Consider the following 20,809-nt stretch of genomic DNA (forward strand, 5'->3'; position numbering starts at 1 on the left):
AAGTCAGCCTGCATAGGGGCAGACGAGCACATGCCCGTCAAACACGGCACCAACCAGAAGCCGGCCATCGTGCACAGCGCCGACGCTGGCCGAATTGATCAGGGACCCGTCATTCATGAACACGGTCCGGCGCTCGCCCGTTTCGGGATCCAGGCGCATGACCACTGACGGCGCGAGGGCCTCCGGGTCGGTCGAATGGGCCAGAAAGGCGAAGACATCCACATTGCCGCCGACATAGAGCGCGCCATCGGAGCCGATCTCAATATTGTCCGCGCCCATGGGCAGGCGGTGCGAGGCCAGGCGGCGCAGTGATCCGTCAGACGCATCGCGCTCGAACACCCGCACTTCACGGCCGAGGAATGCCGCAACGTAGAGCCGGTCGCCCGCGCCGCTCACATTGATGCCATTGGTGTAGATAAAGCCGCCGGCGACGATGCGCGCCGCCTCGCCGTCAAAATATGCCACACTGCCCAGCGGCAGCCCCAGAAAGGCTTCCAGAAAGCCCATGGGCGTGTCGCCAAAATACGTATCATTGGTGATGTAGAACTGGCGCGGCCCCACCCCGACCACATCATTGGGCGAGCGGATGTCCGGCGCGCTGACTGTCTCCAGATGTACCAGCGCCCCGCCCTCGCCCACATCATAAATCAGCACGCGGCTGCCACCCGCCGGGTGGCTGATCACGAACAGGCGGGCGATGTCTTCGCCGTCCGGCCCCCTACCGCGCCACAGGCTGATGCCGTGGGGTCGAAAATCGGCGGGCGAATCAATCGATGCCAGCGTCACCCGCGACGGGTCAGCCGGGTTGAACACATAGATGCCGTTGGTCTGGGCCATCGCGCCCGCGCGCCCGCCCTGGGTGGCCGCGCCTGCGCGCCGGTCCTGGGCTGAGACGAAGGCGAGACCGGTCACAGGGTCGACGGTCACGTCCTCGGTCCCGGGTGCCACCGCGACCCGCTCGCATCCCTGCGTCCCGATCTCGCTGACAGGCGTCAGCGCACCGGACGCCGGGATGACGATAAAGGCCATCCTCGCCGCAATCAGCAGCACGATCAGTCCAATCGCCCAGAGCCCGTAGCGCATCTCACCCTCCCCACATGCCCGAACCGGCAGAGCCGGCATTCAGGCCAAGCACCCTAGGAACCGGCTCATACGGCGTCCAGCACAATGCGGGCAGGTCCGGCACCGGATTTGCCATCCCGCAGTTGACAATCATTCGCACTTGCTGCTTGATGCGTTTGCGAATGATTTGCGGGAATGGCGTGCCGACCCCGCCATCGCCACAGACCAGATCAAGGACGCCGCATCCATGTATGTCTGCCTTTGCAACGCCCTGCGCTGCCGCGACATCAAAGCCGCCGCTGAAGGCGGCGCGCGCGATACAGCATCGGCGTTCAAGGCCTGCGGGGCCAAACCCCGCTGCGGACGCTGCCTGGAAGAGGCCGGCCGCATGATTGCGGCAATGGGGCCTGCGCCCGCTCACATGGTTCCGGCAGAATAAGCCCTAGCGGGCATACCGGACCACTGTCTGCTCAATCGCCCCGAAGATCGACTTGCCGGCTTTGTCCTGCATGTCGATGCGCACCGTATCGCCGGGGATCATGAAGCGGGTCTTCGGCGCGCCATCCTGGATGGTCTCGATCATCCGGATTTCGGCGATGCAGGAATACCCCTTCCCGCCATCCTTCACCGGCTTGCCCGGCTCATCGCCCAGCTTGTTCGAGACCGTGCCCGAACCGACAATCGTGCCGGCGGTGAGCGGACGGGTTTTGGCCACATGGGCCACCAGCTGAGCGAAATCGAAATGCATGTCCACCTGGCAGTCCGGCTCGCCGAACAGCTCGCCATTGAGCCAGGAGCGAAGCGGAAGATGCACCCGGCGGCCGTCCCACGCCGCGCCGAGCTCGTCCGGCGTCACGGCTACCGGTGAGAAGGCCGTGGGCGGCTTGGACTGGAAAAAGCCGAATCCCTTGGCCAGCTCGCCCGGGATCAGGCCGCGCAAGCTGACATCATTGAGGATCATGATCAGGCGGATGGCACCGGCCGCCTCCTCCACCGAGCACCCTTGCGGCGCGTCACCCGTCACAACGGCGACTTCAGCCTCGAAATCGAGGCCCCAGCTGTCATCGCCCAGCGGGATGTCCTCACGCGGTGCCAGAAAGGCGTCAGACCCGCCCTGATACATCAGCGGATCGGTCCAGAAGCTCTCGGGCAGCTCGGCGCCGCGCGCCTTGCGCACCAGCTCCACATGATTGACGTAGGCCGAGCCGTCCGCCCACTGAAACGCGCGCGGCAGCGGCGAGAGCGCCTGGCGTTCGTGGAAACGCTCGCGCGGAATGGTTTCACGCTCCAGCTCTTCAGCCAGCGTACGCAGCGCCGGCTCGATGCGCGTCCAGTCATCCAGCGTGGCCTGCAGGGTGGGCGCGATATGGCGCGCATCGGCGCACCAGTTCAGGTCATGAGAGACCACCACCAGGCGGCCATCGCGGCCAGTGGACTTCAGACTGGCGAGTTTCATGGGATTTCCTCCGCGCGGAGCGCGTCCGCATCATCAAAGCTGACAGGGCGGAACACGCTGTCCTCATCCATCCATTCCAGCACGCCATCGGCGATCCCGAAACGGGCACCGTGCAGGCAAAGCCGGCCGTGCTCCACCGCCTCGGCCACGAATGGAAAGCCGATCAGGCGTGCCAGCGAATGGCGCACAGAACGCAGTTCCAGATCATCGCACAGCGCGTCCTCACCGGCGTCATCCCCCAGCGCATCGCGCGCTTCAATGCAGGCCGGCTGCAGCGGATCGAGCCAGCGCTCGATGAATTGCGTGCCGCAGGCCGATCCGGTCGCCGCCGCTTTCACGCCGCTGCACAGCCGGTGCCCCAACACGACGATATGATCCACCTGAAGCGACTTCACGGCGAACTCCAGTGCTGCAGAGACGCCGTGATGGGCCCCATCGGGCTCGTAGGGCGGGACCAGATTGGCCACGTTGCGCACGATGAACAGCTCGCCGGGGCCGGCATTAAAGATGGCGGCCGGATCGACCCGGCTGTCGGCGCAGCCGATCACCAGCGCCTTCGGGGACTGACCCATGGAGAGCCGCCGCCACAGGCGCTGCTTGTTTTCGAAATGCTCCGCACGAAACTGCGCGTAACCGTCTCTGAGCTGGCCGGGTATCAAACGCCCCTACCCCTTCCAGGAATTGACATAGTCGGGATTTTCCACCCGTGCGGCATCGGCACCGACATTGAGCGGATCGCGGGTGTCGATCATCACGGCGTACTCGTTGGTCGCCGGTTTGGACTGGGTGAGCATGTTTTTCAATGCCTTGGGGTGCGGCCCATGGGTGAAGCCCGACGGGTGGAAGGTCATCATGCCGGCATCGATATTGTCGCGGCTGAAGAAATCGCCGGCATGGTAGAACAGCACTTCATCATAGTCGTCATTATTGTGAAAGAACGGGACCTTCAGCGCCCCCGGATCGGTCTCGAACGGGCGCGGCGCAAAGGTGCACACCACAAACCGGTCGGAGAGGAAGGTCGTGTGGGCGCTGGGCGGCACATGATAGCGATGGCTCATCAGCGGGCGGATATGGCGCACATTGATGCGCACCGGATGCAGCTCGCCATGCCAGCCCACCGCGTCCAGCGGATTGTAGGGATAGGTGATGACGCTCACCTGCCCGCGCTTCTTCACCTCTACACGCCATTCATGATCAGCGTCCGCCTGCTGGGCGCGGAAGGCCTCGTCCATCGCGGGCACATCGAACATCGCGGGATCAAAGATCGCGTGCGGCCCCACCAGGCCCTTGTCCGGCAAAGTGTAATGGCTATTGGTCGCCTCGATCATCAGCACCGCGACCGGCTCTGACGGTGCCAGCCGCCACATGGTGCCGCGTGGCAGGACGACATAGTCGCCCGCCTCGACGGTCAGATGACCAAAGTCACAGTACAGCGACCCGGTCCCGGTATGGATGAACAGGATCTGGTCCCCGTCGCCATTGCGGGCCAATGCCGGCATGGCCGCATCAAGTTTCCAGAACCGAATCTCGCATGACGCGTTGTGCAGCACCACCGGGGCCGCCCAGGGCGAGGCGTCGTGCACCTCCAGCCGCGTCAGATCGAAGGCGTAAGGTTTCAGCGGGCCTTCAAAATTGCTCCAGCCGGTGGGCGGGCGTTTGTGGTGCAGGAAGGCGGCGGGGCCGAAAAACCCCTCCTTGCTCATCTCGCGCTCATACGTGCCTCCGGGCAGATCGGCGTGGGCCTGACGAGAGGCCGTGCCCTCCGTGCGCGAGGCGTAAATCCATTTTCGAGCCATGGGCGGTCTCCGTTCAGTCAGCGCGTCAGAACCAAATTTAGTTACAAATGAAACCAATTGGAAGCCGGGCGAACGCCTTGCCGCAGACCCTTCACACGCTTATACCGCGCCGACGCAATGCGCGAGGGCTCATGAACCGGACCGGTTTCAGCTACGATTTTCCCCACGCGAGCCTCGTTTCCATCGGCGATCTCAATCCGCTCGATGTGCGGATGATCTTTGAGCGCAGCGCGGTGCATTTTGATCATAACCGCGCCGGGGTGCGGGCCGAGCGCACGCTCGACGGCGCGACGCTGATCAATCTGTTTTTCGAAAACTCCACCCGCACGCTGGCAAGCTTCGAGATTGCGGCCAAGCGGCTGGGCGCGCATGTGGTCAATTTCTCGGCCGGCAGCGCCTCCATCTCCAAAGGCGAAAGCCTGGAAGACACCGCGCTGAACCTGGCTGCGATGCGGCCTGATATCCAGGTCGTGCGTCACAGCGCTGCGGGGGCCGCAGCACATTTCGCGCGGGTCACCGGCGTGTCCACGGTCAATGCCGGGGATGGTGCCCATGAGCACCCCACCCAGGCGCTGCTGGACGCCTTTACCCTCTCGCAGCGCTGGGGTGAGGTGGGTGGGCGCCGCATCCTGATCGTCGGCGATATCCTGCACTCGCGCGTGGCGCGCTCCAATGTGGCGCTGCTGAACATGCTCAACGCGGACGTGAGGCTGTGCGGCCCGGCGACACTGTTGCCGGAGGATGCCGACCGCTGGGGTGTTCAGGTGTTTCACGATCTGGACACCGCGCTGGAGGGCTGTGACGCGGTGATGGCGCTGCGCGTACAGCGTGAACGCATGAGCGGCGGGCTGATCCCGTCAGACCGCGAGTACCGCACCCTGTACGGCCTCGATCATGGCCGGCTGGAGCACGCCAAGCCGGACTGCCTGGTCATGCATCCCGGTCCCATGAATCGCGGCGTCGAGATTGACGGTGCCCTGGCCGACGACGGCGAACGGGCGGTGATCCTGGAGCAGGTCGAGGCGGGTGTCGCAGTCCGTATGGCCGTGCTGGAACTGATCAGCGCCGCCTCCCCTAACCAGCGCTATCACGACCGCACGCGAAGCGAGGCGTACTCATGAGCGCGATCCTGTTTCGCAAGGCCCGGGTGATCGACCCGGCGGCGCGCCATGATGCGCCGGGCGATGTGCGCATTCGCGGCGGCGTGATTGCGGAGATCGCGCCGTGCCTCGATCCGCAGAGTGGCGAGCGGGTGATCGATCTCGACGGCGCGGTGCTGGCGCCGGCGCTGATCGACGCGCGCTGCTGGGTGAACCCCGCAAGCACCGGGCAGTCCGGGCTGGATGCAGCGGCGCGCGCGGCGGCGGCGGGCGGAATCGGCACGCTGATCCTGGCCCCTGACAGCGGGACCGGGCTCAGCCGGCCCGAGCACTTCGCTGCCATCGAAGCGGCCAGCCTGACCAGCCCGGTGCGGCTGATGGCCTCCGGCCTCGCCATCGATCACAGCGGCGAGATGGGAGAGATCGGCCTGATGCTGCGTGCGGGCGCGGCCTATGTGGGCGATGGCGGACGACCCGAAGCCGATACGCGTCTGGTACGCCGGGTGCTGTCCTATGCCGGCGGGTTCGACGCCTGGACGGCGCTGATCTGCGAGGATGCCGCCCTGTCGCGCGGGACCTGCGCCACGGAAAGCGACCTGTCCATGCGCATGGGCCTGCCGGCCCGGCCCGCAGCCGGTGAGCGGCTGGCGATCGAGCGCGCCGCCTTGCTGGCTGAACTGACCGGCGCGCGCATCCTGCTGGACCGGGTGACCACGGCGGGGGGGCTGAAAGCCCTTGAAGCCGCTTTGGCGCGCGAGCTGGACATCGCCGCCACGACACCGATTACCCATCTCATCTTCAACGAGATGGATGCGGGCGGGTTTGATGCGCGCTTCCGGCTGGAGCCACCCTTGCGCCGCGAGGAGGACCGGCTGGCGCTGATCGAGGCGCTGGCAGGCGGGACGATTGCCGCCCTGGTGTCAGACCACCGCACCTGTACAGGCGAATCCAAGGCCCACCCCTTCCCCGAAGCGGCACCGGGCTCGGCCAATCTCGAAGCGCTTCTGCCGGCGCTCTGCACGCTCGTGGCTGAAGGCCGCCTCAGCCTGCTGGACGCGCTCTGGCCCGTCACCGCCGGACCGGCGGATTTGTTCGGGCTGGACCAGGGCTGTCTCGCGCCCGGCTCGCCGGCGGATCTGGTGGTCTTCGATCCCGATGCACCGGTAGTCTATGGCCGCGGCGAGCGGGTCTGCATCGCGTCCAGCGCGTTCGAGAACCGCCGCATGGCGGGAAAGGTCTTGATCACGCTCGTGGAAGGCGCGATCATCTATCAACCTGAAGGATAGACTATGCCGTTTGATCCGGTTCTGATCCTCGCTCTGACGGGCGGATACCTGTTCGGCTCCATTCCGTTCGGCCTGGTGCTGACACGGATGGCGGGGCTGGGCGATATCCGCACTATCGGGTCAGGTAATATCGGCGCGACCAACGTGCTGCGAACCGGCCGCAAGGATCTGGCGGCGGCCACGCTGGTGCTCGACAGCGCCAAGGCGGGCATTGCGTGCCTCCTCTTTACATTTCTGGTCTCCACACCGGCCGGCCTGATCGCAGGCGGCGCGGCCTTTTTTGGCCATTGCTTCCCGGTCTGGCTGAAGTTCAAGGGCGGCAAAGGCGTGGCGACGTTTCTGGGCGTACTGCTGGCTGCGGCCTGGCCCGTGGGCGTACTGACCTGCCTGACATGGCTTGGCATGGCCTTGCTGATGCGCATTTCCAGCCTGTCGGCGCTGGTCGCCGCGGCGGCTGCGCCGGCGCTGGCGCTGGCTTTTGACCGGCCCGACGTGGCTCTGCTCACGCTGGTGCTGGCCCTGCCACTGTACCTGCGCCACAAGGACAATATCGTGCGCCTCCTCGATGGCAGCGAGCCGCGCATAGGAGCGGCCAAGACGTGACGCCGGCGCGCCTGTCCGACGCCGGCCGGCTCGACTGGCTCAGGCTCGCGCGCACCTCCGGGGTCGGACCGGTCACGTTTCACCAGCTCCTCACCCGCTTCGGTACGGCCGACACCGCCATCGCCGAGCTGCCAAGGCTCGCCAGGCGCGGCGGCAGGGCGGGCCGTCTGCAGATTGTAACAAGTGATCAGGCGCGCGCCGAGCTGGACCGGCTCGACGCGCTGGGTGCCCGCCTGATCTGCGCCTGCGAGCCGGACTTCCCCAAACTGCTGGCCGCCCTCGACCCGCCCCCGCCCGTCCTCTCGGTCATCGGCCCGCTGGATCCGGACGCCCGCCCGTCCTGCGCCATTGTCGGCGCACGCAACGCCTCGGCGGTGGGCCTGCGTTTCGCGGGCGACCTCGCGCGCGAACTGGGCCGGCGTGGGGTCACCGTTGTTTCAGGCCTCGCACGCGGCATTGACGGTGCGGCCCACGCCGCCTCGCTGGAGACCGGGACCATCGCAGTCATTGGCGGCGGTCTGGCGCGGATTTATCCGCCCGAACATGCTGATCTGCACCACGCCATAGCCCGCGAGGGGCTGATTGTCAGCGAATCACCGCCCGATTACACCGCGCAGGCACGCGATTTTCCGCGCCGCAACCGGCTGATCGCGGGCCTGTCGCTGGGCGTGTTGGTAGTGGAGGCGGCGGAACGCTCCGGCTCCCTGATCACCGCCCGGCTGGCGGGCGAGCAGGGGCGCGAAGTGATGGCCGTCCCGGGCTCGCCGCTGGACCCGCGCGCCCGGGGCACGAACCGCTTGCTGCGCGACGGTGCGGCCCTGATCGAAAGCGCCGATGATGTGCTGGCCATCCTCCAGAATATCCGCCCGCCGCTGATGAAGGAGCCCGGCGGATACGACTATGAGAACGAGCCGGACGATGCGGCGTCAGCCGAGGCCGCAGCAGACACGGTGCGTGAGCGGATCGCAGAGCTGCTCTCTCCTGCCCCGGTGTCCAAGGACGAACTCGCCCGGCTGACCGGCGCGCCGGTCGGCGCGGTGCTGGCGGCTCTCGTGGAGCTGGAACTGGCCGGGCGTTGCGAAATCCAGCCTGGCGGCATGGTGCGCACGGCCTACCCTGAACCTTAACCGAGCCTTCACCGTGCCGCTTAACCTGGATTTGAGGCCGAACCTTCATGATTGGCAGCGAAGGAGCACGTCATGGCCAAAGCTGTCTTTCACAAGCACCAGCGGGTCTTCGTTCGCCCCGTCGGGACCTGGGCGCTGATCGAGCGGGTCAAGCCGCAATGGGTTAAGGATGTCGAGGAGCCGGTGCGCATCTATTATGATTGCGGGTTGGGGCGCGATTTCACCACAGACGAATTGTCCGCCGAAGCCATTGATCAAAGCGATCCGGGCCAGTGGCGCCTGATGCGCGCCCACAACAAATGGCAAACGGCTGAGGAGTGCGCCCACCACCCGCAACCGGGCACCTATCCGGTGGTGGTGACCGACGCCCAGAACTGGGGCGGCTGGCGGGTGCCGGGCGCCGAATATGACCGCGACCCGAACCGCATCGAGCAGCAGGCGCGCCTGATTGCACAAAGCCCGCGCCTTCTGGCCCTGGCCGAAGCGATCGCCCGTCTTGCCGCCGAGGACCCTGATGCCAGCCCGGACTGGGTCGCGCTCGCACGTCGTGCCAAGGATATGGTGCGGGCGGTGAAAGCCCGGCCTGACGCAGCCGCCCAGATTGCGGCTGCAGCCGAATAATCTATAACGATCATTAGGCGTCTCACTGCTTAAGGCATACACTTTAAGCGGGCGTAGCGTCCGGGAGAAGGCCGCCCTGTGATAACTGGTATCAATCGCCTGTCTGCACTGATCATTGATGACAATGCGCACATGATTTCCATTGTCCGCTGCATGCTTCTGGGCTTTGGAATCAACAAGACATGGGAATCGCGCGACGCCGCCGAAGCGCTCGAGATTGTCCGCCACGAGGCGGTGGACATCGTCATCACCGACCTGCAGATGCCCATGCTGGACGGGCTGGAGTTCACCCGCCTGGTGCGCACGAGCGATGATGTGCGCAACCCCTTCATCCCGATCATTATGCTGACAGCGCACTCCGAGCGCTCGCGCATCGTGGCTGCGCGCGATGCTGGCGTCACGGAGATTTGCGCCAAGCCGATCAATGCCCGCGAGCTTTGGTCCAAGATTGCAGCGGTAGTGAACCAACCCAGACCGTTTGTGCGCACGCGCAGCTATGCCGGGCCTGACCGGCGCCGGCGCAATGCTCCATACGAGGGCAAGGAACGGCGCAAGACTCAGCCGAGCGCCCAGGTGTGAGCCCGCAGGGCGACACCGCGCGCTCATTGAGCCGCAACCCGCTTACCAACGCTGGACGCGGATAGCAGCGGCGCTTTAGCTTCAAACTCATGATTCGCAAGCGCGACGCCCGACGCAAACGGACCGGCTCGGCTCAGGCAGGCCAGACCCTGCGCCGCGGTGCCTCGGCGCGCCTCGCGTTTGCCCTGGTTCTGGGCTTTGTGATCGCGTTCGGCGGAGTCATCGCCATCAAGCTCTGGCAGGACTGGCGCTCGGCGGAAGCCGAAGTGACCAGCACACAGGCCCGGTCTGCCGCCTTTCTGGCCGAACGCGTCGCCGGACGCCTGGCGGAGGTGCGCAGCGCGCTCTCCATGGCCGCCGTCCAGCTTGAGGCCATCGCACCCGAGCACGCTGCCCGGCCTGCACTGGAGACGCTGACACGCTCGCCCTGGGTGGAGAGCGCCGCTTTGCTCCTCCCCGATGGACGGGTGATCGCCACGCAGGACGCGTCCGCAGAGTCGTTGCGCGCCGCGGCTGACGCCGCGCTGGCGTCCAGCGCCGGCATGCATGTTCAGGCTGGCACCGCCAACCCCGTGGCCATCGCCTACCCGGCACGGCTTGCCGATGGCGCGGTGGGCGCGCTTCTGGCCCTGGTCGATCCGTCTGCACTGCTGCCGCGCCGGACCGAAGGCGAAATCGCACTGATCACCGACGCCTCCGGGCGGCTGATCGCGGTGCAACCGGCAGCACCGTTCGAGGGCGCGCCGCTGGCGGCGGAGCGGTTCGGGCTTGATCCGGCGGCAGTGGCACGCATGGCCGAGCGCGGCGGCGCGCTGCGCGGCGCCAGACTGGGGGGCGCAGACAGCGTTCTGGGTGCCGCCGCCATCGCCGGTTCACCACTCCATGCCCTGACACTCGGGCCGGGCGCGGTTGACAGTGCCGCCTGGCACCAGACCCTTCTTTTCAACCTGCTGCTGTTTGCCGCCACCCTGGGCGCGTCTGTCGCGCTGTTTCTGGTCCTGCACCGGCGCATGGGTGAGCTGGGCGTGGCTGAAGGCCGGCTGCTCGAATCCCAGAACCGCCTGCATCTGGCGATGGAAGGGGCCCGGGTGGGCGTTTGGGACTGGGACATCGATACCGACACTGTGCTCTTGACTGACTGGTTTGCACAGATTCTCGGGCGCACCCAGGCCGAGGAAATGTCCGGGCCGGAGTTTCTGTTGCTGCTCAGCGAGGAGGACCGCAACCGCGTGCGGGCCGCCCTGCGCAGTGCGGCGCAGTCTCATGATGTGGATGTGGAAGTGCGCGCAGCCCAGCTGCCGGTCTGGCTGCAGATGCGCGGACGGGTGATGGCAGGATCGCGCCGCCTGGTGGGCGTGGCCATCGATATCACCGAACGCAAGGGTGCCCAGGCACGGGTGCAAGCGGCCGAGACCCGCCTGCGCGCGGCGCTGGAATCCATGACCGAGAGCTTCGTTCTGTGGGATTCCCGGCGCCGTCTGGTGCTGTGGAACCGCAAGTTCCGCGACTTTTTCGGCCTCGCCGACACCGCCCTCAAACCGGGCATGCGCTATGGCGATGTGGAGGCGCTGGCAGCAAGCTCAATCCGGCATGTCCATGGCGCGGCCAGCGCCGAGTCCTATGACCTGGAACTCGCCGACGGGCGCTGGCTGCACTATTCCGAGCGTCAGACTGCTGATGGCGGTTTGGTCAGCGTGGGCGCGGACATCACCGCCCTGAAAACCCAGGAAGCGGCACTGCGCGACAATGAACGCGCCCTGCGTGGCACGGTGGAGAATCTCAAGCGCAGCCAGGCGCGCGTCGAAGAGCTGGCCAGCGCGCACCAGCAAGAGCGCCTGCGCGCCGAGGAAGCCAATCGCTCCAAGTCGGAGTTCCTGGCCAACATGTCCCATGAGCTGCGCACGCCACTCAACGCAATCAACGGCTTCTCCGAAATCATGACCGGCGAAATGTTCGGCCCGCTCGGCGATGAACGCTATAAGGGTTATGTCACAGACATCCTCAGCTCGGGCCAGCACCTCCTTCTGCTGATCAACGACATTCTCGACATGTCCAAGATCGAGGCCGGCAAAATGCAGCTTCAGCCCGAAGTGGTCCGTCCGGACGAGCTGATCGAGCAGTGCGTGCGGATCATGCGGGCGCGCGCCGAAGAGAAGTCCATCGCCCTGATCGTGGAGGCTGGCGCCCTCCCCGAGATCGAGGCGGATCCGCGCGCGCTCAAGCAGATCATGCTGAATCTGATGGCCAATGCGGTGAAATTCACGCCGGACGGAGGTCAGGTCAGGGTGCGCGGCTTCGATGCCGCCGACGGCGTGGTTCTGCAGGTGGCCGACACAGGCATCGGCATTCCCGCCGAACAGCTGCCAAGGCTCGGGCGCCCGTTTGAACAGATCGAGAGCCAGATCGCCAAGAGCCATCAGGGATCAGGCCTCGGTCTCGCCCTGTCCAAGTCGTTGATCGAGCTGCATGGCGGCACGCTGCGCATCGATTCGGTGCTGGGCAAGGGCACGACCGTGTCCTTCACCCTGCCTTCCCGCGTACGCTCCGCCGCTTCCGGTGAACGACCCGCCCTTGCGAACGTTCAGGCCGCCGGCTCGGCCTAATTGGCCCAGCCCGGTCGTGGCTTCACCGCATAGCGCTCGCCATCAAAACCGGTGAATAACTCCTGCGTGCCGGGATGGCCCACCGCGCCATTGTGGGCGTCGGGCAGCAAATTCTGCTCTGACACATAGGCAGTGTAGTAGTTCTGCTCGTTTTCAGCGAGCAGGTGATAGAAGGGCTGGTCCTTGGCCGGGCGGATCGCCTCGGGGATCGACAGCCACCATTCCTCGGAATTGGCGAACTCGGGATCCACATCGAACACCACGCCCCGGAACGGAAACAGCCGGTGACGCACCACATCGCCCGGCGCGAACTTCGCCTGTCTCATCGCTGAATCGTATGTGGTCATCGTGGTGGCCTCCCGGTTCTACAAGGTAGGCGATCCGCCAGCCGGTTCCAGACCCGGGTGCCGCCCGCAGCTTACGCTGCGCGTGAAGCGTGGTATGGTTGATGCCAATTGGAGACAGCGTTGCGATGGAATGCAGCGGGCTGCGCCCCCTTGAATGGCGGCGCGCCACGATTCCACCGCCCGCAAAGGGACGTGGAAACATGGCGAAGGATGCCGCCGGGGCCGATTCGCCCAAGCCGCGGCCGGATGGGGCCAACCGCCGACGGTCCACCGACCCGGTCTACGGGGCAATCGATCTGGGAACCACCAATTGCCGCATGCTGCTGGCCTGCAAGACCCACCACGGATTCCGTGTGGTGGACGCCTATTCGCGCATCGTGCGCCTGGGCGAAGGCCTTTTGTCGACCGGTCAGCTGTCCGAACCGGCCATGACGCGCGCCCTGGAAGCGTTGAGCGTGTGCGCAGACCGGGTCAAGCGCCGCAATGTGACGCGCCTGCGCGCCATCGCGACCGAGGCCTGCCGGGCTGCCACGAATGGCCCTGAGTTTCTGGCGCGCGCGAAAGAATTGACCGGGCTCGATCTGGAAATCATCACGGCCGAGGAAGAGGCGCGCCTGGCCGTGCAGGGCAGCCTGGACCTGCTCGACCCGGCCTACGACGCGGCCGTGGTGATCGATATTGGCGGCGGTTCGACAGAGCTGTGCTGGGTGGATCTTGCCGAGTGGCGCGCGCGCGGTGCCCTGAAATCGGGTGGACGCCCGCCCTTGCGCGGCTGGTCGACCATGCCGCTGGGCGTGGTGACGCTGTCTGACCGGTTCCCTGAACCGTCCGACCCGGCGCAGCGGGCCGCCTGGTATCAGGCCATGAAAGCTTGTGCGACCGAACATTTACGGCCACCCAAGGGCGCGCGGCGGCTGCGCCCGCTGTTTGAGTCAGGGCGGGCCCATATCGTGGGCACGTCGGGCACGGTGACATCGGTGGCCGGAGTGCATCTCAATCTGGACAAATATGTCCGCGACCGGGTCGACGGCATGTGGATGAGCACGCAGGACGCCCGCATCGCCTGTCATCGCCTGGCCACGCAAGGCCGGGCCGACCGGGCGCGCGAGGGCTGTATCGGTGATGACCGCGCCGACCTGGTGGTCGCCGGCTGCGCCATTTATGAAGCGGTGATGGATGCCTGGCCCACCGAACGCGTGCGGGTGGGCGATCGTGGCCTGCGCGAAGGCATTCTGCTGGGGCTGATGCGCCCGCGCCGGCGCCGGGGTGCCAGAGGCCGATCCGGGTCACGCAAAGGAAAAACGCCCTCATGAGCGGCTCTGACGACGACACCGAAGAACCGCGCCGGCGCCGCCAGTCGGGGCCGGTCACCGCAGGCGGCGACGCCCGCTCGGCCAAGCAGTTGCGCACACGGGTCAAAACCGCGCGCGGGCGCAAGCACTCCTCCCAGCGCTGGCTGGACCGCCAGCTGAACGATCCCTACGTGGCCAAGGCGCGTCAGGAGGGCTATCGCTCACGTGCCGCGTACAAGCTGATCGAGCTGGACGACAAGTTCCAATTGCTCCACCCCGGGATGCGCATTGCCGATCTCGGTGCGGCACCGGGGGGCTGGACCCAGGTGGCGCTCAAGCGTGGCGCCAGCCATGTAGCCGGCATTGACCTGCTGGAAATCCCTCAGATTCCCGGCGCGATCCTGCTGGAGTTGGATTTCACCGCGCCGGGGGCACCAGAAGCCCTCAAACAGGCGCTGGGCGGGCCGGCGGACCTGGTCCTGTCAGACCTGGCCCCCTGGACCACCGGGCACAAGGCAACCGACCATTTGCGGATCGTCGCCCTGGTGGAGGCCGCCGCCCTGTTCGCGATGGATGTGCTCAAACCCGGCGGCGGGTTCGTCGCCAAAGTGTTCCAGGGTGGTGCCTCGCAGGACGTGCTGGACGCGCTCAAGACCCGGTTCAAGAAGGTGCGCCACTACAAGCCGCCCGCCAGCCGGTCGGAAAGCGCAGAGACTTTCCTCATCGCCCAGGGCTTCAGGGGCTAGGACTTCTTCGCGTACGGGTTTTCGCCCGCCTTCACGATCAGCCGGATCGGCACGCCGGGCAGGCCGAACGCTTCGCGCAAGCCATTGACCAGATAGCGCTTGTAGCTCTCCGGCAGATAGGCCGCGCGCGACGCCATCAGCACGAAAGTGGGCGGGCGGGCCTTGGTCTGGGCCATGTATTTGGCTTTGACCCGGCGCCCGTCCACCGCTGGCGGCGGATGGCGCTGGGTCATTTCACCCAGCCAGTCATTGAGATCGCGGGTCTTTACCCTTGCATTCCAGTTGCGGTGCAGAGCTTTGACCTCGGGCATGATGCGGTCGAGCCCGCGCCCGGTCACCGCCGAAATCGGGATCAGCGGCGCGCCCTTGATCTGGGGCAGCAGCCGCTCGAACATCTCGCGCAGCTCGGCCAGGCGCGCCTGCTTGTCGGGCACCAGATCCCATTTGGACAAAAGCACGATCAGACCCCTGCCCTCCGCCTCGACGCGCGAGGCGATATTGAGGTCCTGGCGCTCGAAGGGCTGCTCGGCATCGACCAGCAGCAGCACCACTTCAGCGAACTTCACTGCGCGCAGCGTATCGGCCGCGCTCATCCGCTCGATGCGGTCATCCACCTTGCCGCGCTTGCGCAGGCCGGCCGTGTCGTGCAGGCGCACGCGGCGGCCTTCCCATTCCCACTCCACTGCAATGGCGTCACGCGTCAGGCCCGCCTCGGGCCCGGTGATGACCCGCTCCTCGCCGATCAGGGCATTCACGAGCGTCGACTTTCCGACATTGGGGCGGCCGACGACGGCAATGCGCAGCGGCGCACCCTCGTCCAGCTCCACGTCTGCGTCGGGATCGAAATCGGCGTCCACATGATCGGGTTTAACCGGGTCTTCCGGCGCGCCCGGCGCGGGCGGGATATCAAGGTCGATCTCGTCAATGACGGCCGCCAGGCGCACGAACAGATCACTCATGCCCTCGCCATGGGCGGCCGAAACCGGCACCGGCTCGCCCAGCCCCATGGACCAGGCTTCGTCCAGCCCGCCATCGCCGCGTGCGCCCTCGCACTTGTTCACCGCCAGAACCACCGGCCGGCCCGACCGGCGCAACAATTCGGCAAAGCGCTGATCCAGTGCGGTCACGCCCTCGCGGCCATCAATGAGGAAGATGCAAACATCCGCATCCAAAAGGGCGCGCTCGGTCTGGGCGCGCATGCGCACTTCAATACCGGTGGCGGCGTCTTCGTAGCCGGCTGTATCGATCAGGCGCAGGTCCAGATCGCCCAGACGGCCACGGGCCTCGCGCCGGTCGCGCGTGATCCCCGGCCGGTCATCGACGATAGCCAGCGGCTTGCCGGCCAGCCGGTTGAACAGGGTGGACTTGCCCACATTGGGGCGGCCGACAATGGCCAGAGCGGGCAGGCGTTTCAACAGAGACTCCGATCACCGCTTGGCCCGCCGCGCACCTAGCGCAGCGCGATCAGGCGGCCGTTATTGGTGACGACCACGACGGTCTCGGCAGCGATAACCGGTGCTACAAACACCGGGTCGCCGAGGTTACGCGTTGCGCTCACTGCGCCGGTGGCCGCGTCCACAATCACAAGCTCGCCACCTGACGACGCCAGAACCAGACGATCGCCAGCCAGTACAGGCCCGGCCCATGCAACGCGATCCCGGCGGCGGCGCTCGTTTTCGAACTGGCGCAGCTGGGTCAGCCAGCGCACTTCGCCCGTATTGCGATCAATCGCGGTCAGCCGGGCGTCCACGGTGACGAGAAACAGGAAATCACCCGCCAGCGCCGGTGTATGCACACCGCCAGCCGGCAGGGTCCACAGGCGCTGGCCGGAGCGCAGATCGAGCGCCGCCATGACGCCCGAATGGCTCATCGCATAGACACGGTCACCTATCACCACAGGGCTGGCAGCAATATCGTTGATGGTCGACATCGGCGTCAGACCGCCGGCACGCGTCAGTGCCTCGGTCCACAGCTCGCGCCCGTTGGGCACGCTCAGCGCCGCCACTTCGCCCGAGCTGTACGGCGCAATCAGCGTTGTACCCAGAACAGCGGGGCTCGGCGTTGCCAGCACCCGGGCTGTCTCGGCGATCGACCGGTGCGACCAGACCACCTCGCCGTTTGCGGCATCAAGTGCCAGCAGCTCGTTGTCATCCGTGGTCACGAACACGCGCCCGTCAGCAATCGTGGGCGCAGAGTGATACGGTGTCAGCGCGGTGCGCCGCCACAGCTCTTCCCCCGACCGCGCATCCAGCGCGACGAAGAAGCGCCCGCCTGTATGTGCAAACAACCGCCCGGAATCATACCCGATGGAGCCGCCGAAGGTCGGCGGCTGGGACGACCCGCCCATGAAGGGAATCCACGAGCCGCCCGCCGACGCGCTGCTTTCTTCGCGGACCTGGACGCGCCAGTTTTCAGCGCCGGTGTCCAGCGACCTTGCCGAAATCTGCCCTTCAGCATCCATCGCATAGACCACGCCGTCGGATATCACCGGACGTGCGCGCACGCGCCGGTCGCGCGAGGAGCCCGCGCCGATATCCACACGCCATACGCGGTTCAGATCACCGGAGGCGCGCGTGTGCTGCATGGCATGGGTCGGAAAACCGTCCGACTGCGGCCACGATGTGTTCACATAGGACCGTGGCAGCGTCACCGGAGCCGCGTCATCGGCAGCCGCCAGCCGGGCGTCAAGCTCGAGAACCGGAATCCGCTGATCGCGCGGCGGGGCGTTGGGATCGTCGCGCTCCTCACCGGAAAACGGATTGATGCGGCTGAGCTGCTCGCCCGCCCCGCATCCTGCCAGAGCCAGGCCCGCGCACAGGGCAAGCGTCAGGCGAAACAGTCTGGCTAGGCTCATTGCCCGTCCTCCTCATCATCAGCACCGGCATTGCCGGCCTGCTCACGCAGGCGCCGCAGGGCCTCGATCGGATCGTCTTCATCGGGTGCGGGCGCAGTTTCATCCATCACCCGGCGCAGGGAGTCAGGCAATTGGCCGTCCGTACCGTCGTTCGCCGCAGGCTGACCTGCATCGTCCGCCGGCGCGTCAGCTTCGGCAGGTTCCACCGCCATTTCGGCGGGGGCATTCTGTTCAATGAAGGCCAGGGCCTCGCGCGCCCGCCGCTGGACGCCGGCAGGTGCATCGAGCGCAATGGACAGCAGCTCATACCGGCGGCGCGCATCATCCCAGCGCTGGTCGCGCAGGGCCGCCGCCGCCATCAGTTCACGCGCGAGCGGACCCACCGCCGAATCCGAACGGGTCAACGGCTCCAGTCGCAGATTGAGGTCATCCAGAGACAACACATCGAACACAGCGAGGACCGCGCGATACCGCGCGATATCCCGGGTCAGCGGGTCCGGCGAGCGCTCTGCGGCTGCCTCGTAAAGGCGTGCCGCTTCCTCGGCGTCGCCGGCCGTCTGGGCGATCGCGGCACGGCGCATCAGGGCCAGGGTGGCGTACCCGCGCGGACCGGTGTCTGCGAGGCTGGCAAACGCGGCATCCGCTTCATTCAGCGCATCGGCTTCATAGAGCGTGGCAGCCGCCTGGTAGGCGTCGGACGCAGCGTCCGCAGCCTGCCTTGAGGTGGCGGTCCAATACTGGTAACCCGCCGCGCCCAGCACGATCGCCGCAGCAACACCGGCGACCCAAGGGCCCCATTTGCGCAGCATCGCCTGATAGCGTTCGCGGCGCAGTTCTTCTTCGACTTCGTCGAATGCGTCAGCCAAGACAGGGCTCCGGATTGATACTCAAAACAGTGCGCGCGACCCTAGCCGCGCCGTGTCCCACGGGCAACAACGCCGTGCCGCTCAGCGCGGGCTCATGATGGCTTGGGTTTGTAGACCTGATCGGGTCCGGGGAAGGCGCGTGACCGCACATCATCGGCATAGGCCTTCACGCCGTCCTCGACCTGCCCCTTGATGTCCGCGTAGCGCTTCACAAACCGCGGCGTCCAGTCGAACAGGCCCAGCATATCCGGGGTCACCAGAATCTGGCCGTCACAGGCCGCCGAGGCGCCAATGCCAATCGTGGGCGCTCTGACCTTGCCCGTGATTTCCGCGGCAAGATCCTCCGCCACGCCTTCGATCACGATGGCGAAGGCACCTGCCTCATCGGCCGCGATCGCTTCTTCCAGCACCTTGGCGCGGCTGGCCGCGTCGCGGCCCTTGGCCTTGAACCCTCCATCGGCCAGCGAGGCCTGGGGCCGCAGGCCGATGTGCCCGATCACCGGAATGGCCCGTTCAGCCATGAAGCGAATGGTGTCGGCAATATAGACGCCGCTTTCCACCTTCACCGCATGGCAGCCGGTTTCGCGAAGGATGCGCGAGGCATTGTCAAACGCCTGCTCCCTGGAGCGCTCATACGTGGAGAACGGCATGTCCACAGCCACCAGCGCGCGCCTGGAGCCGCGCATGACCGCCTGACCGTGCAGGATCATCATCTCCAGCGTGACGGGCAAGGTATTGGGCAGGCCGTGCACCACCATGCCGACCGAATCGCCCACCAGCAGCAGGTCGCAATGCGGGTCGAGCAACGCTGCCATGGGCGCGTCATAGGCGGTCAGACAGACCAGCGGCTCGCCGCCCTTTCGGGCGCGAATATCCGGCGGCGTGATGCGCCGCACATCGGGTTTGGATTGGGCAGACATGGATCGCCTCGCACGCCGCGCCGGGCTGTTTAAGGGTATGCGCCCCTAGAGGCCCGGAATTTCAGGCTCTTCCTCAACCGGCGCCGGAGCCGGCGTATCGCCGGTTTCCGCGTCCGGCTGAGCGCCATCCGCCTCATCGTCCGGCATGGTCGTAAAGTCGAACGGCAGCTGGTCGGTCTGTTGCCCGCCCATGCGGTCAATCACCGAGCGCCCGCTATCATCCACGCTCGCCAGAACGGCCAGCAGAATGGAATTACCAACGAACAGCGCGCCCAGGATCATCGTGGAACGCGTCAGCAGATTGGCCGCGCCGCGTCCGCTCATCATGCCGCCCGGCCCGCCACCGCCAATACCCAGTGCACCGCCTTCCGAGCGCTGCATGAGAATGACGGTCACCATCGCGGCGATAATCAGAAGGTGGATAATCAGGAGAACTGCAATCATCTCGGCGCGGCCCTGTGGTGCAAATGGCGCGCCGGGGCTCCGGCGCGCTTAACTTGCCGCGCGTTTTAGCTCAGCCGCAGCCGCAACGCCACTATCGGGCTGCGCCTTGCGCACAGACGCCTGGGCCATGCGTTGCTGAAGCAGCTGAACGGCCGATTCGATTTCGTGGCGCGACCGCTCGATCCCGTCATCCCCGGCGAACGCCACATAGGCCGCCATGGCCAGCTCGCGCGCCAGCGACAGATTGGCCACCGTGAAACCGCCCGGCTCGCGCAGCTCTGCAGCCACCTCACACAGCGCGTGGGCGACCCGCTTGGCCTCAGCCGACCGCGAACGGGCGAGCCGCGCGCGCACTTCGCGTGCGCCGCGCTCCAGATCGGACAAATCCATGACCGGTTGGCGCCCGGCATTCAACTCGGCCGCCGCCGCCTCGGCACCGATGACCACCCGCATGCAAAGCCTGCGCAGGCGCTCACCGTCCACGGTGCGGCGCGCCTCGTCGATCCAGACGCGCGCGTGCGCCAGGGCTTCAGCATCATTCTCGACGATCGCACGCAGAACATTGGGCGCATCAATCGGCTGCGCCGAACCTCCGCCGCGTGCCTTGTCGCGCCGGCGGTCCGGGCCGATGTAATCGCTGGTGACGATGAAGGGCTTGCGGGCGCGGACCAGGGTGCGCACCCGGTCTTCGGCAAAAGATGTTGAGAACGGGCGGATGATGACATCATCGGCACCCGACCCGATCGCCTCGCGCACCAGACCGGTGTCGCGCCGCCAGGTGGTCAGGAGGATGGCGGCGAACGGATTGGTCGAGACTTCGCCAGCCCGGATCGCCCGGACCATGCGGAATACGTCTGCCTCGTGGTTTCCGGTTTCGATCACCAGCAGATGCGGGGCCTCATCGGCGAGCCTGCGATTGAGCTCGGCCATCGAGTTGAGGGACACGATCTCCCGGAATCCGATTTCATGCAGCGCATATCGAGTTATGCGCAGGTTTACATGCACGGGATCGAAGAGCGCCACGGTTGCGCGGCGATAATCCAGTTCTGCCATCCGCCACTCCAGCGCCCGCTGTCCGGGTCTCGTGAGTTATGGATGACAATCCTA

The 20,809-nt window shown here is 66.4% G+C and carries 21 protein-coding genes; 10 read left to right on the forward strand and 11 right to left on the reverse strand.

The features are described 5' to 3' along the window. Window positions 1–3: 3 nt before the first annotated feature. Window positions 4–1,083, reverse strand: coding sequence for a hypothetical protein (locus L2D00_04365; GenBank protein ID WBQ13920.1), 1,080 nt, complete (start codon window positions 1,081–1,083; stop codon window positions 4–6). Between the two features lie 139 nt (window positions 1,084–1,222). On the opposite strand from L2D00_04365, the gene L2D00_04370 reads away from it, so the two are divergent. Then, window positions 1,223–1,501, forward strand: a complete 279-nt coding sequence (locus L2D00_04370; protein WBQ13921.1) for a hypothetical protein — start codon at window positions 1,223–1,225, stop codon at window positions 1,499–1,501. A gap of 3 nt (window positions 1,502–1,504) precedes the next feature. Here the strand turns inward: L2D00_04370 and L2D00_04375 are convergent, their stop codons facing one another. The 3 genes from L2D00_04375 to L2D00_04385 form a co-directional block, all read right to left on the reverse strand. Next, the gene (locus L2D00_04375; protein WBQ13922.1) at window positions 1,505–2,518 is read right to left on the reverse strand and encodes a fumarylacetoacetate hydrolase family protein; all 1,014 of its coding nucleotides are present in this window, start codon (window positions 2,516–2,518) and stop codon (window positions 1,505–1,507) included. Beyond that, complete coding sequence (locus tag L2D00_04380) at window positions 2,515–3,090, reverse strand: carbonic anhydrase (protein ID WBQ13923.1); 576 nt, start codon at window positions 3,088–3,090, stop codon at window positions 2,515–2,517. The genes L2D00_04375 and L2D00_04380 overlap by 4 nt, the downstream gene beginning before the upstream one ends. Window positions 3,091–3,183: 93 nt before the next feature. Continuing rightward, window positions 3,184–4,314 (reverse strand): homogentisate 1,2-dioxygenase, encoded by a 1,131-nt coding sequence (locus L2D00_04385; protein WBQ13924.1) that lies wholly within the window; start codon window positions 4,312–4,314, stop codon window positions 3,184–3,186. A gap of 131 nt (window positions 4,315–4,445) precedes the next feature. Here L2D00_04385 and L2D00_04390 point away from each other — a divergent pair, with 131 nt between their 5' ends. From L2D00_04390 to L2D00_04420, 7 genes are all read left to right on the forward strand, one after another. Continuing rightward, a complete protein-coding gene (locus L2D00_04390) occupies window positions 4,446–5,435 on the forward strand; it encodes an aspartate carbamoyltransferase catalytic subunit (protein WBQ13925.1) in 990 nt (329 codons plus the stop codon). Further along, entirely contained in the window at window positions 5,432–6,700 is a 1,269-nt protein-coding gene (locus tag L2D00_04395; GenBank protein ID WBQ13926.1) for a dihydroorotase family protein, read from the forward strand. Before L2D00_04390 ends, L2D00_04395 begins: the two co-directional genes overlap by 4 nt. A gap of 3 nt (window positions 6,701–6,703) precedes the next feature. Next, window positions 6,704–7,303, forward strand: a complete 600-nt coding sequence (gene plsY / locus L2D00_04400; protein ID WBQ13927.1) for a glycerol-3-phosphate 1-O-acyltransferase PlsY — start codon at window positions 6,704–6,706, stop codon at window positions 7,301–7,303. Continuing rightward, entirely contained in the window at window positions 7,300–8,430 is a 1,131-nt protein-coding gene (dprA, locus tag L2D00_04405; GenBank protein WBQ13928.1) for a DNA-processing protein DprA, read from the forward strand. The genes plsY and dprA overlap by 4 nt, the downstream gene beginning before the upstream one ends. A gap of 72 nt (window positions 8,431–8,502) precedes the next feature. Beyond that, window positions 8,503–9,051 carry a hypothetical protein gene (locus L2D00_04410; protein WBQ13929.1) on the forward strand — a complete coding sequence of 183 codons (549 nt, stop codon included), beginning with the start codon at window positions 8,503–8,505 and terminating at the stop codon, window positions 9,049–9,051. Between the two features lie 132 nt (window positions 9,052–9,183). Further along, window positions 9,184–9,630 (forward strand): response regulator, encoded by a 447-nt coding sequence (locus L2D00_04415; GenBank protein ID WBQ13930.1) that lies wholly within the window; start codon window positions 9,184–9,186, stop codon window positions 9,628–9,630. 89 nt (window positions 9,631–9,719) lie between these two features. Continuing rightward, window positions 9,720–12,233 carry an ATP-binding protein gene (locus tag L2D00_04420; protein ID WBQ13931.1) on the forward strand — a complete coding sequence of 838 codons (2,514 nt, stop codon included), beginning with the start codon at window positions 9,720–9,722 and terminating at the stop codon, window positions 12,231–12,233. Here the strand turns inward: L2D00_04420 and hspQ are convergent. Further along, window positions 12,230–12,580 carry a heat shock protein HspQ gene (hspQ, locus tag L2D00_04425; GenBank protein WBQ13932.1) on the reverse strand — a complete coding sequence of 117 codons (351 nt, stop codon included), beginning with the start codon at window positions 12,578–12,580 and terminating at the stop codon, window positions 12,230–12,232. The two genes, L2D00_04420 and hspQ, sit on opposite strands and share 4 nt — an antisense overlap. A gap of 200 nt (window positions 12,581–12,780) precedes the next feature. On the opposite strand from hspQ, the gene L2D00_04430 reads away from it, so the two are divergent. Then, window positions 12,781–13,893, forward strand: coding sequence for a Ppx/GppA family phosphatase (locus L2D00_04430; GenBank protein WBQ13933.1), 1,113 nt, complete (start codon window positions 12,781–12,783; stop codon window positions 13,891–13,893). Beyond that, window positions 13,890–14,618 carry an RlmE family RNA methyltransferase gene (locus L2D00_04435; protein ID WBQ13934.1) on the forward strand — a complete coding sequence of 243 codons (729 nt, stop codon included), beginning with the start codon at window positions 13,890–13,892 and terminating at the stop codon, window positions 14,616–14,618. The genes L2D00_04430 and L2D00_04435 overlap by 4 nt, the downstream gene beginning before the upstream one ends. On the opposite strand, the gene der is transcribed toward L2D00_04435, so the two are convergent. The 6 genes from der to L2D00_04465 form a co-directional block, all read right to left on the reverse strand. Further along, window positions 14,615–16,033 (reverse strand): ribosome biogenesis GTPase Der, encoded by a 1,419-nt coding sequence (gene der, locus L2D00_04440; GenBank protein ID WBQ13935.1) that lies wholly within the window; start codon window positions 16,031–16,033, stop codon window positions 14,615–14,617. The two genes, L2D00_04435 and der, sit on opposite strands and share 4 nt — an antisense overlap. A gap of 35 nt (window positions 16,034–16,068) precedes the next feature. Further along, entirely contained in the window at window positions 16,069–17,472 is a 1,404-nt protein-coding gene (locus tag L2D00_04445; protein ID WBQ13936.1) for a PQQ-binding-like beta-propeller repeat protein, read from the reverse strand. After that, on the reverse strand, window positions 17,469–18,338 hold the full coding sequence (locus L2D00_04450) for a tetratricopeptide repeat protein (GenBank protein WBQ13937.1): 870 nt from the start codon (window positions 18,336–18,338) through the stop codon (window positions 17,469–17,471). Before L2D00_04450 ends, L2D00_04445 begins: the two co-directional genes overlap by 4 nt. A 92-nt stretch (window positions 18,339–18,430) precedes the next feature. Continuing rightward, window positions 18,431–19,258 carry a 3-methyl-2-oxobutanoate hydroxymethyltransferase gene (panB, locus tag L2D00_04455; protein ID WBQ13938.1) on the reverse strand — a complete coding sequence of 276 codons (828 nt, stop codon included), beginning with the start codon at window positions 19,256–19,258 and terminating at the stop codon, window positions 18,431–18,433. A gap of 45 nt (window positions 19,259–19,303) precedes the next feature. Next, entirely contained in the window at window positions 19,304–19,702 is a 399-nt protein-coding gene (secG, locus tag L2D00_04460) for a preprotein translocase subunit SecG (protein WBQ13939.1), read from the reverse strand. A 48-nt stretch (window positions 19,703–19,750) separates the two neighbouring features. After that, window positions 19,751–20,755: a hypothetical protein gene (locus L2D00_04465; GenBank protein ID WBQ13940.1), complete on the reverse strand. Its 1,005-nt coding sequence runs from the start codon at window positions 20,753–20,755 to the stop codon at window positions 19,751–19,753. Window positions 20,756–20,809: the final 54 nt, after the last annotated feature.

Source organism: Hyphomonadaceae bacterium BL14, from assembly GCA_027627705.1.
In the GTDB taxonomy this organism is placed as follows: Bacteria; Pseudomonadota; Alphaproteobacteria; order Caulobacterales; family Maricaulaceae; genus Oceanicaulis.

Bases quoted from the DNA above. Each gene is read 5' to 3' on its own strand.
- plsY (WBQ13927.1), top strand. From the start codon at position 6,704: ATGCCGTTTGATCCGGTTCTGATCCTCGCTCTGACGGGCGGATACCTG.
- L2D00_04415 (WBQ13930.1), top strand. From the start codon at position 9,184: ATGATTTCCATTGTCCGCTGCATGCTTCTGGGCTTTGGAATCAACAAG.
- L2D00_04410 (WBQ13929.1), top strand. From the start codon at position 8,503: ATGGCCAAAGCTGTCTTTCACAAGCACCAGCGGGTCTTCGTTCGCCCC.
- L2D00_04445 (WBQ13936.1), bottom strand. From the start codon at position 17,472: ATGAGCCTAGCCAGACTGTTTCGCCTGACGCTTGCCCTGTGCGCGGGC.
- L2D00_04435 (WBQ13934.1), top strand. From the start codon at position 13,890: ATGAGCGGCTCTGACGACGACACCGAAGAACCGCGCCGGCGCCGCCAG.
- hspQ (WBQ13932.1), bottom strand. From the start codon at position 12,580: ATGACCACATACGATTCAGCGATGAGACAGGCGAAGTTCGCGCCGGGC.
- secG (WBQ13939.1), bottom strand. From the start codon at position 19,702: ATGATTGCAGTTCTCCTGATTATCCACCTTCTGATTATCGCCGCGATG.
- L2D00_04390 (WBQ13925.1), top strand. From the start codon at position 4,446: ATGAACCGGACCGGTTTCAGCTACGATTTTCCCCACGCGAGCCTCGTT.
- L2D00_04465 (WBQ13940.1), bottom strand. From the start codon at position 20,755: ATGGCAGAACTGGATTATCGCCGCGCAACCGTGGCGCTCTTCGATCCC.
- L2D00_04365 (WBQ13920.1), bottom strand. From the start codon at position 1,083: ATGCGCTACGGGCTCTGGGCGATTGGACTGATCGTGCTGCTGATTGCG.
- L2D00_04380 (WBQ13923.1), bottom strand. From the start codon at position 3,090: ATGGGTCAGTCCCCGAAGGCGCTGGTGATCGGCTGCGCCGACAGCCGG.
- L2D00_04375 (WBQ13922.1), bottom strand. From the start codon at position 2,518: ATGAAACTCGCCAGTCTGAAGTCCACTGGCCGCGATGGCCGCCTGGTG.
- panB (WBQ13938.1), bottom strand. From the start codon at position 19,258: ATGTCTGCCCAATCCAAACCCGATGTGCGGCGCATCACGCCGCCGGAT.
- L2D00_04385 (WBQ13924.1), bottom strand. From the start codon at position 4,314: ATGGCTCGAAAATGGATTTACGCCTCGCGCACGGAGGGCACGGCCTCT.
- L2D00_04395 (WBQ13926.1), top strand. From the start codon at position 5,432: ATGAGCGCGATCCTGTTTCGCAAGGCCCGGGTGATCGACCCGGCGGCG.
- L2D00_04420 (WBQ13931.1), top strand. From the start codon at position 9,720: ATGATTCGCAAGCGCGACGCCCGACGCAAACGGACCGGCTCGGCTCAG.
- L2D00_04430 (WBQ13933.1), top strand. From the start codon at position 12,781: ATGGCGAAGGATGCCGCCGGGGCCGATTCGCCCAAGCCGCGGCCGGAT.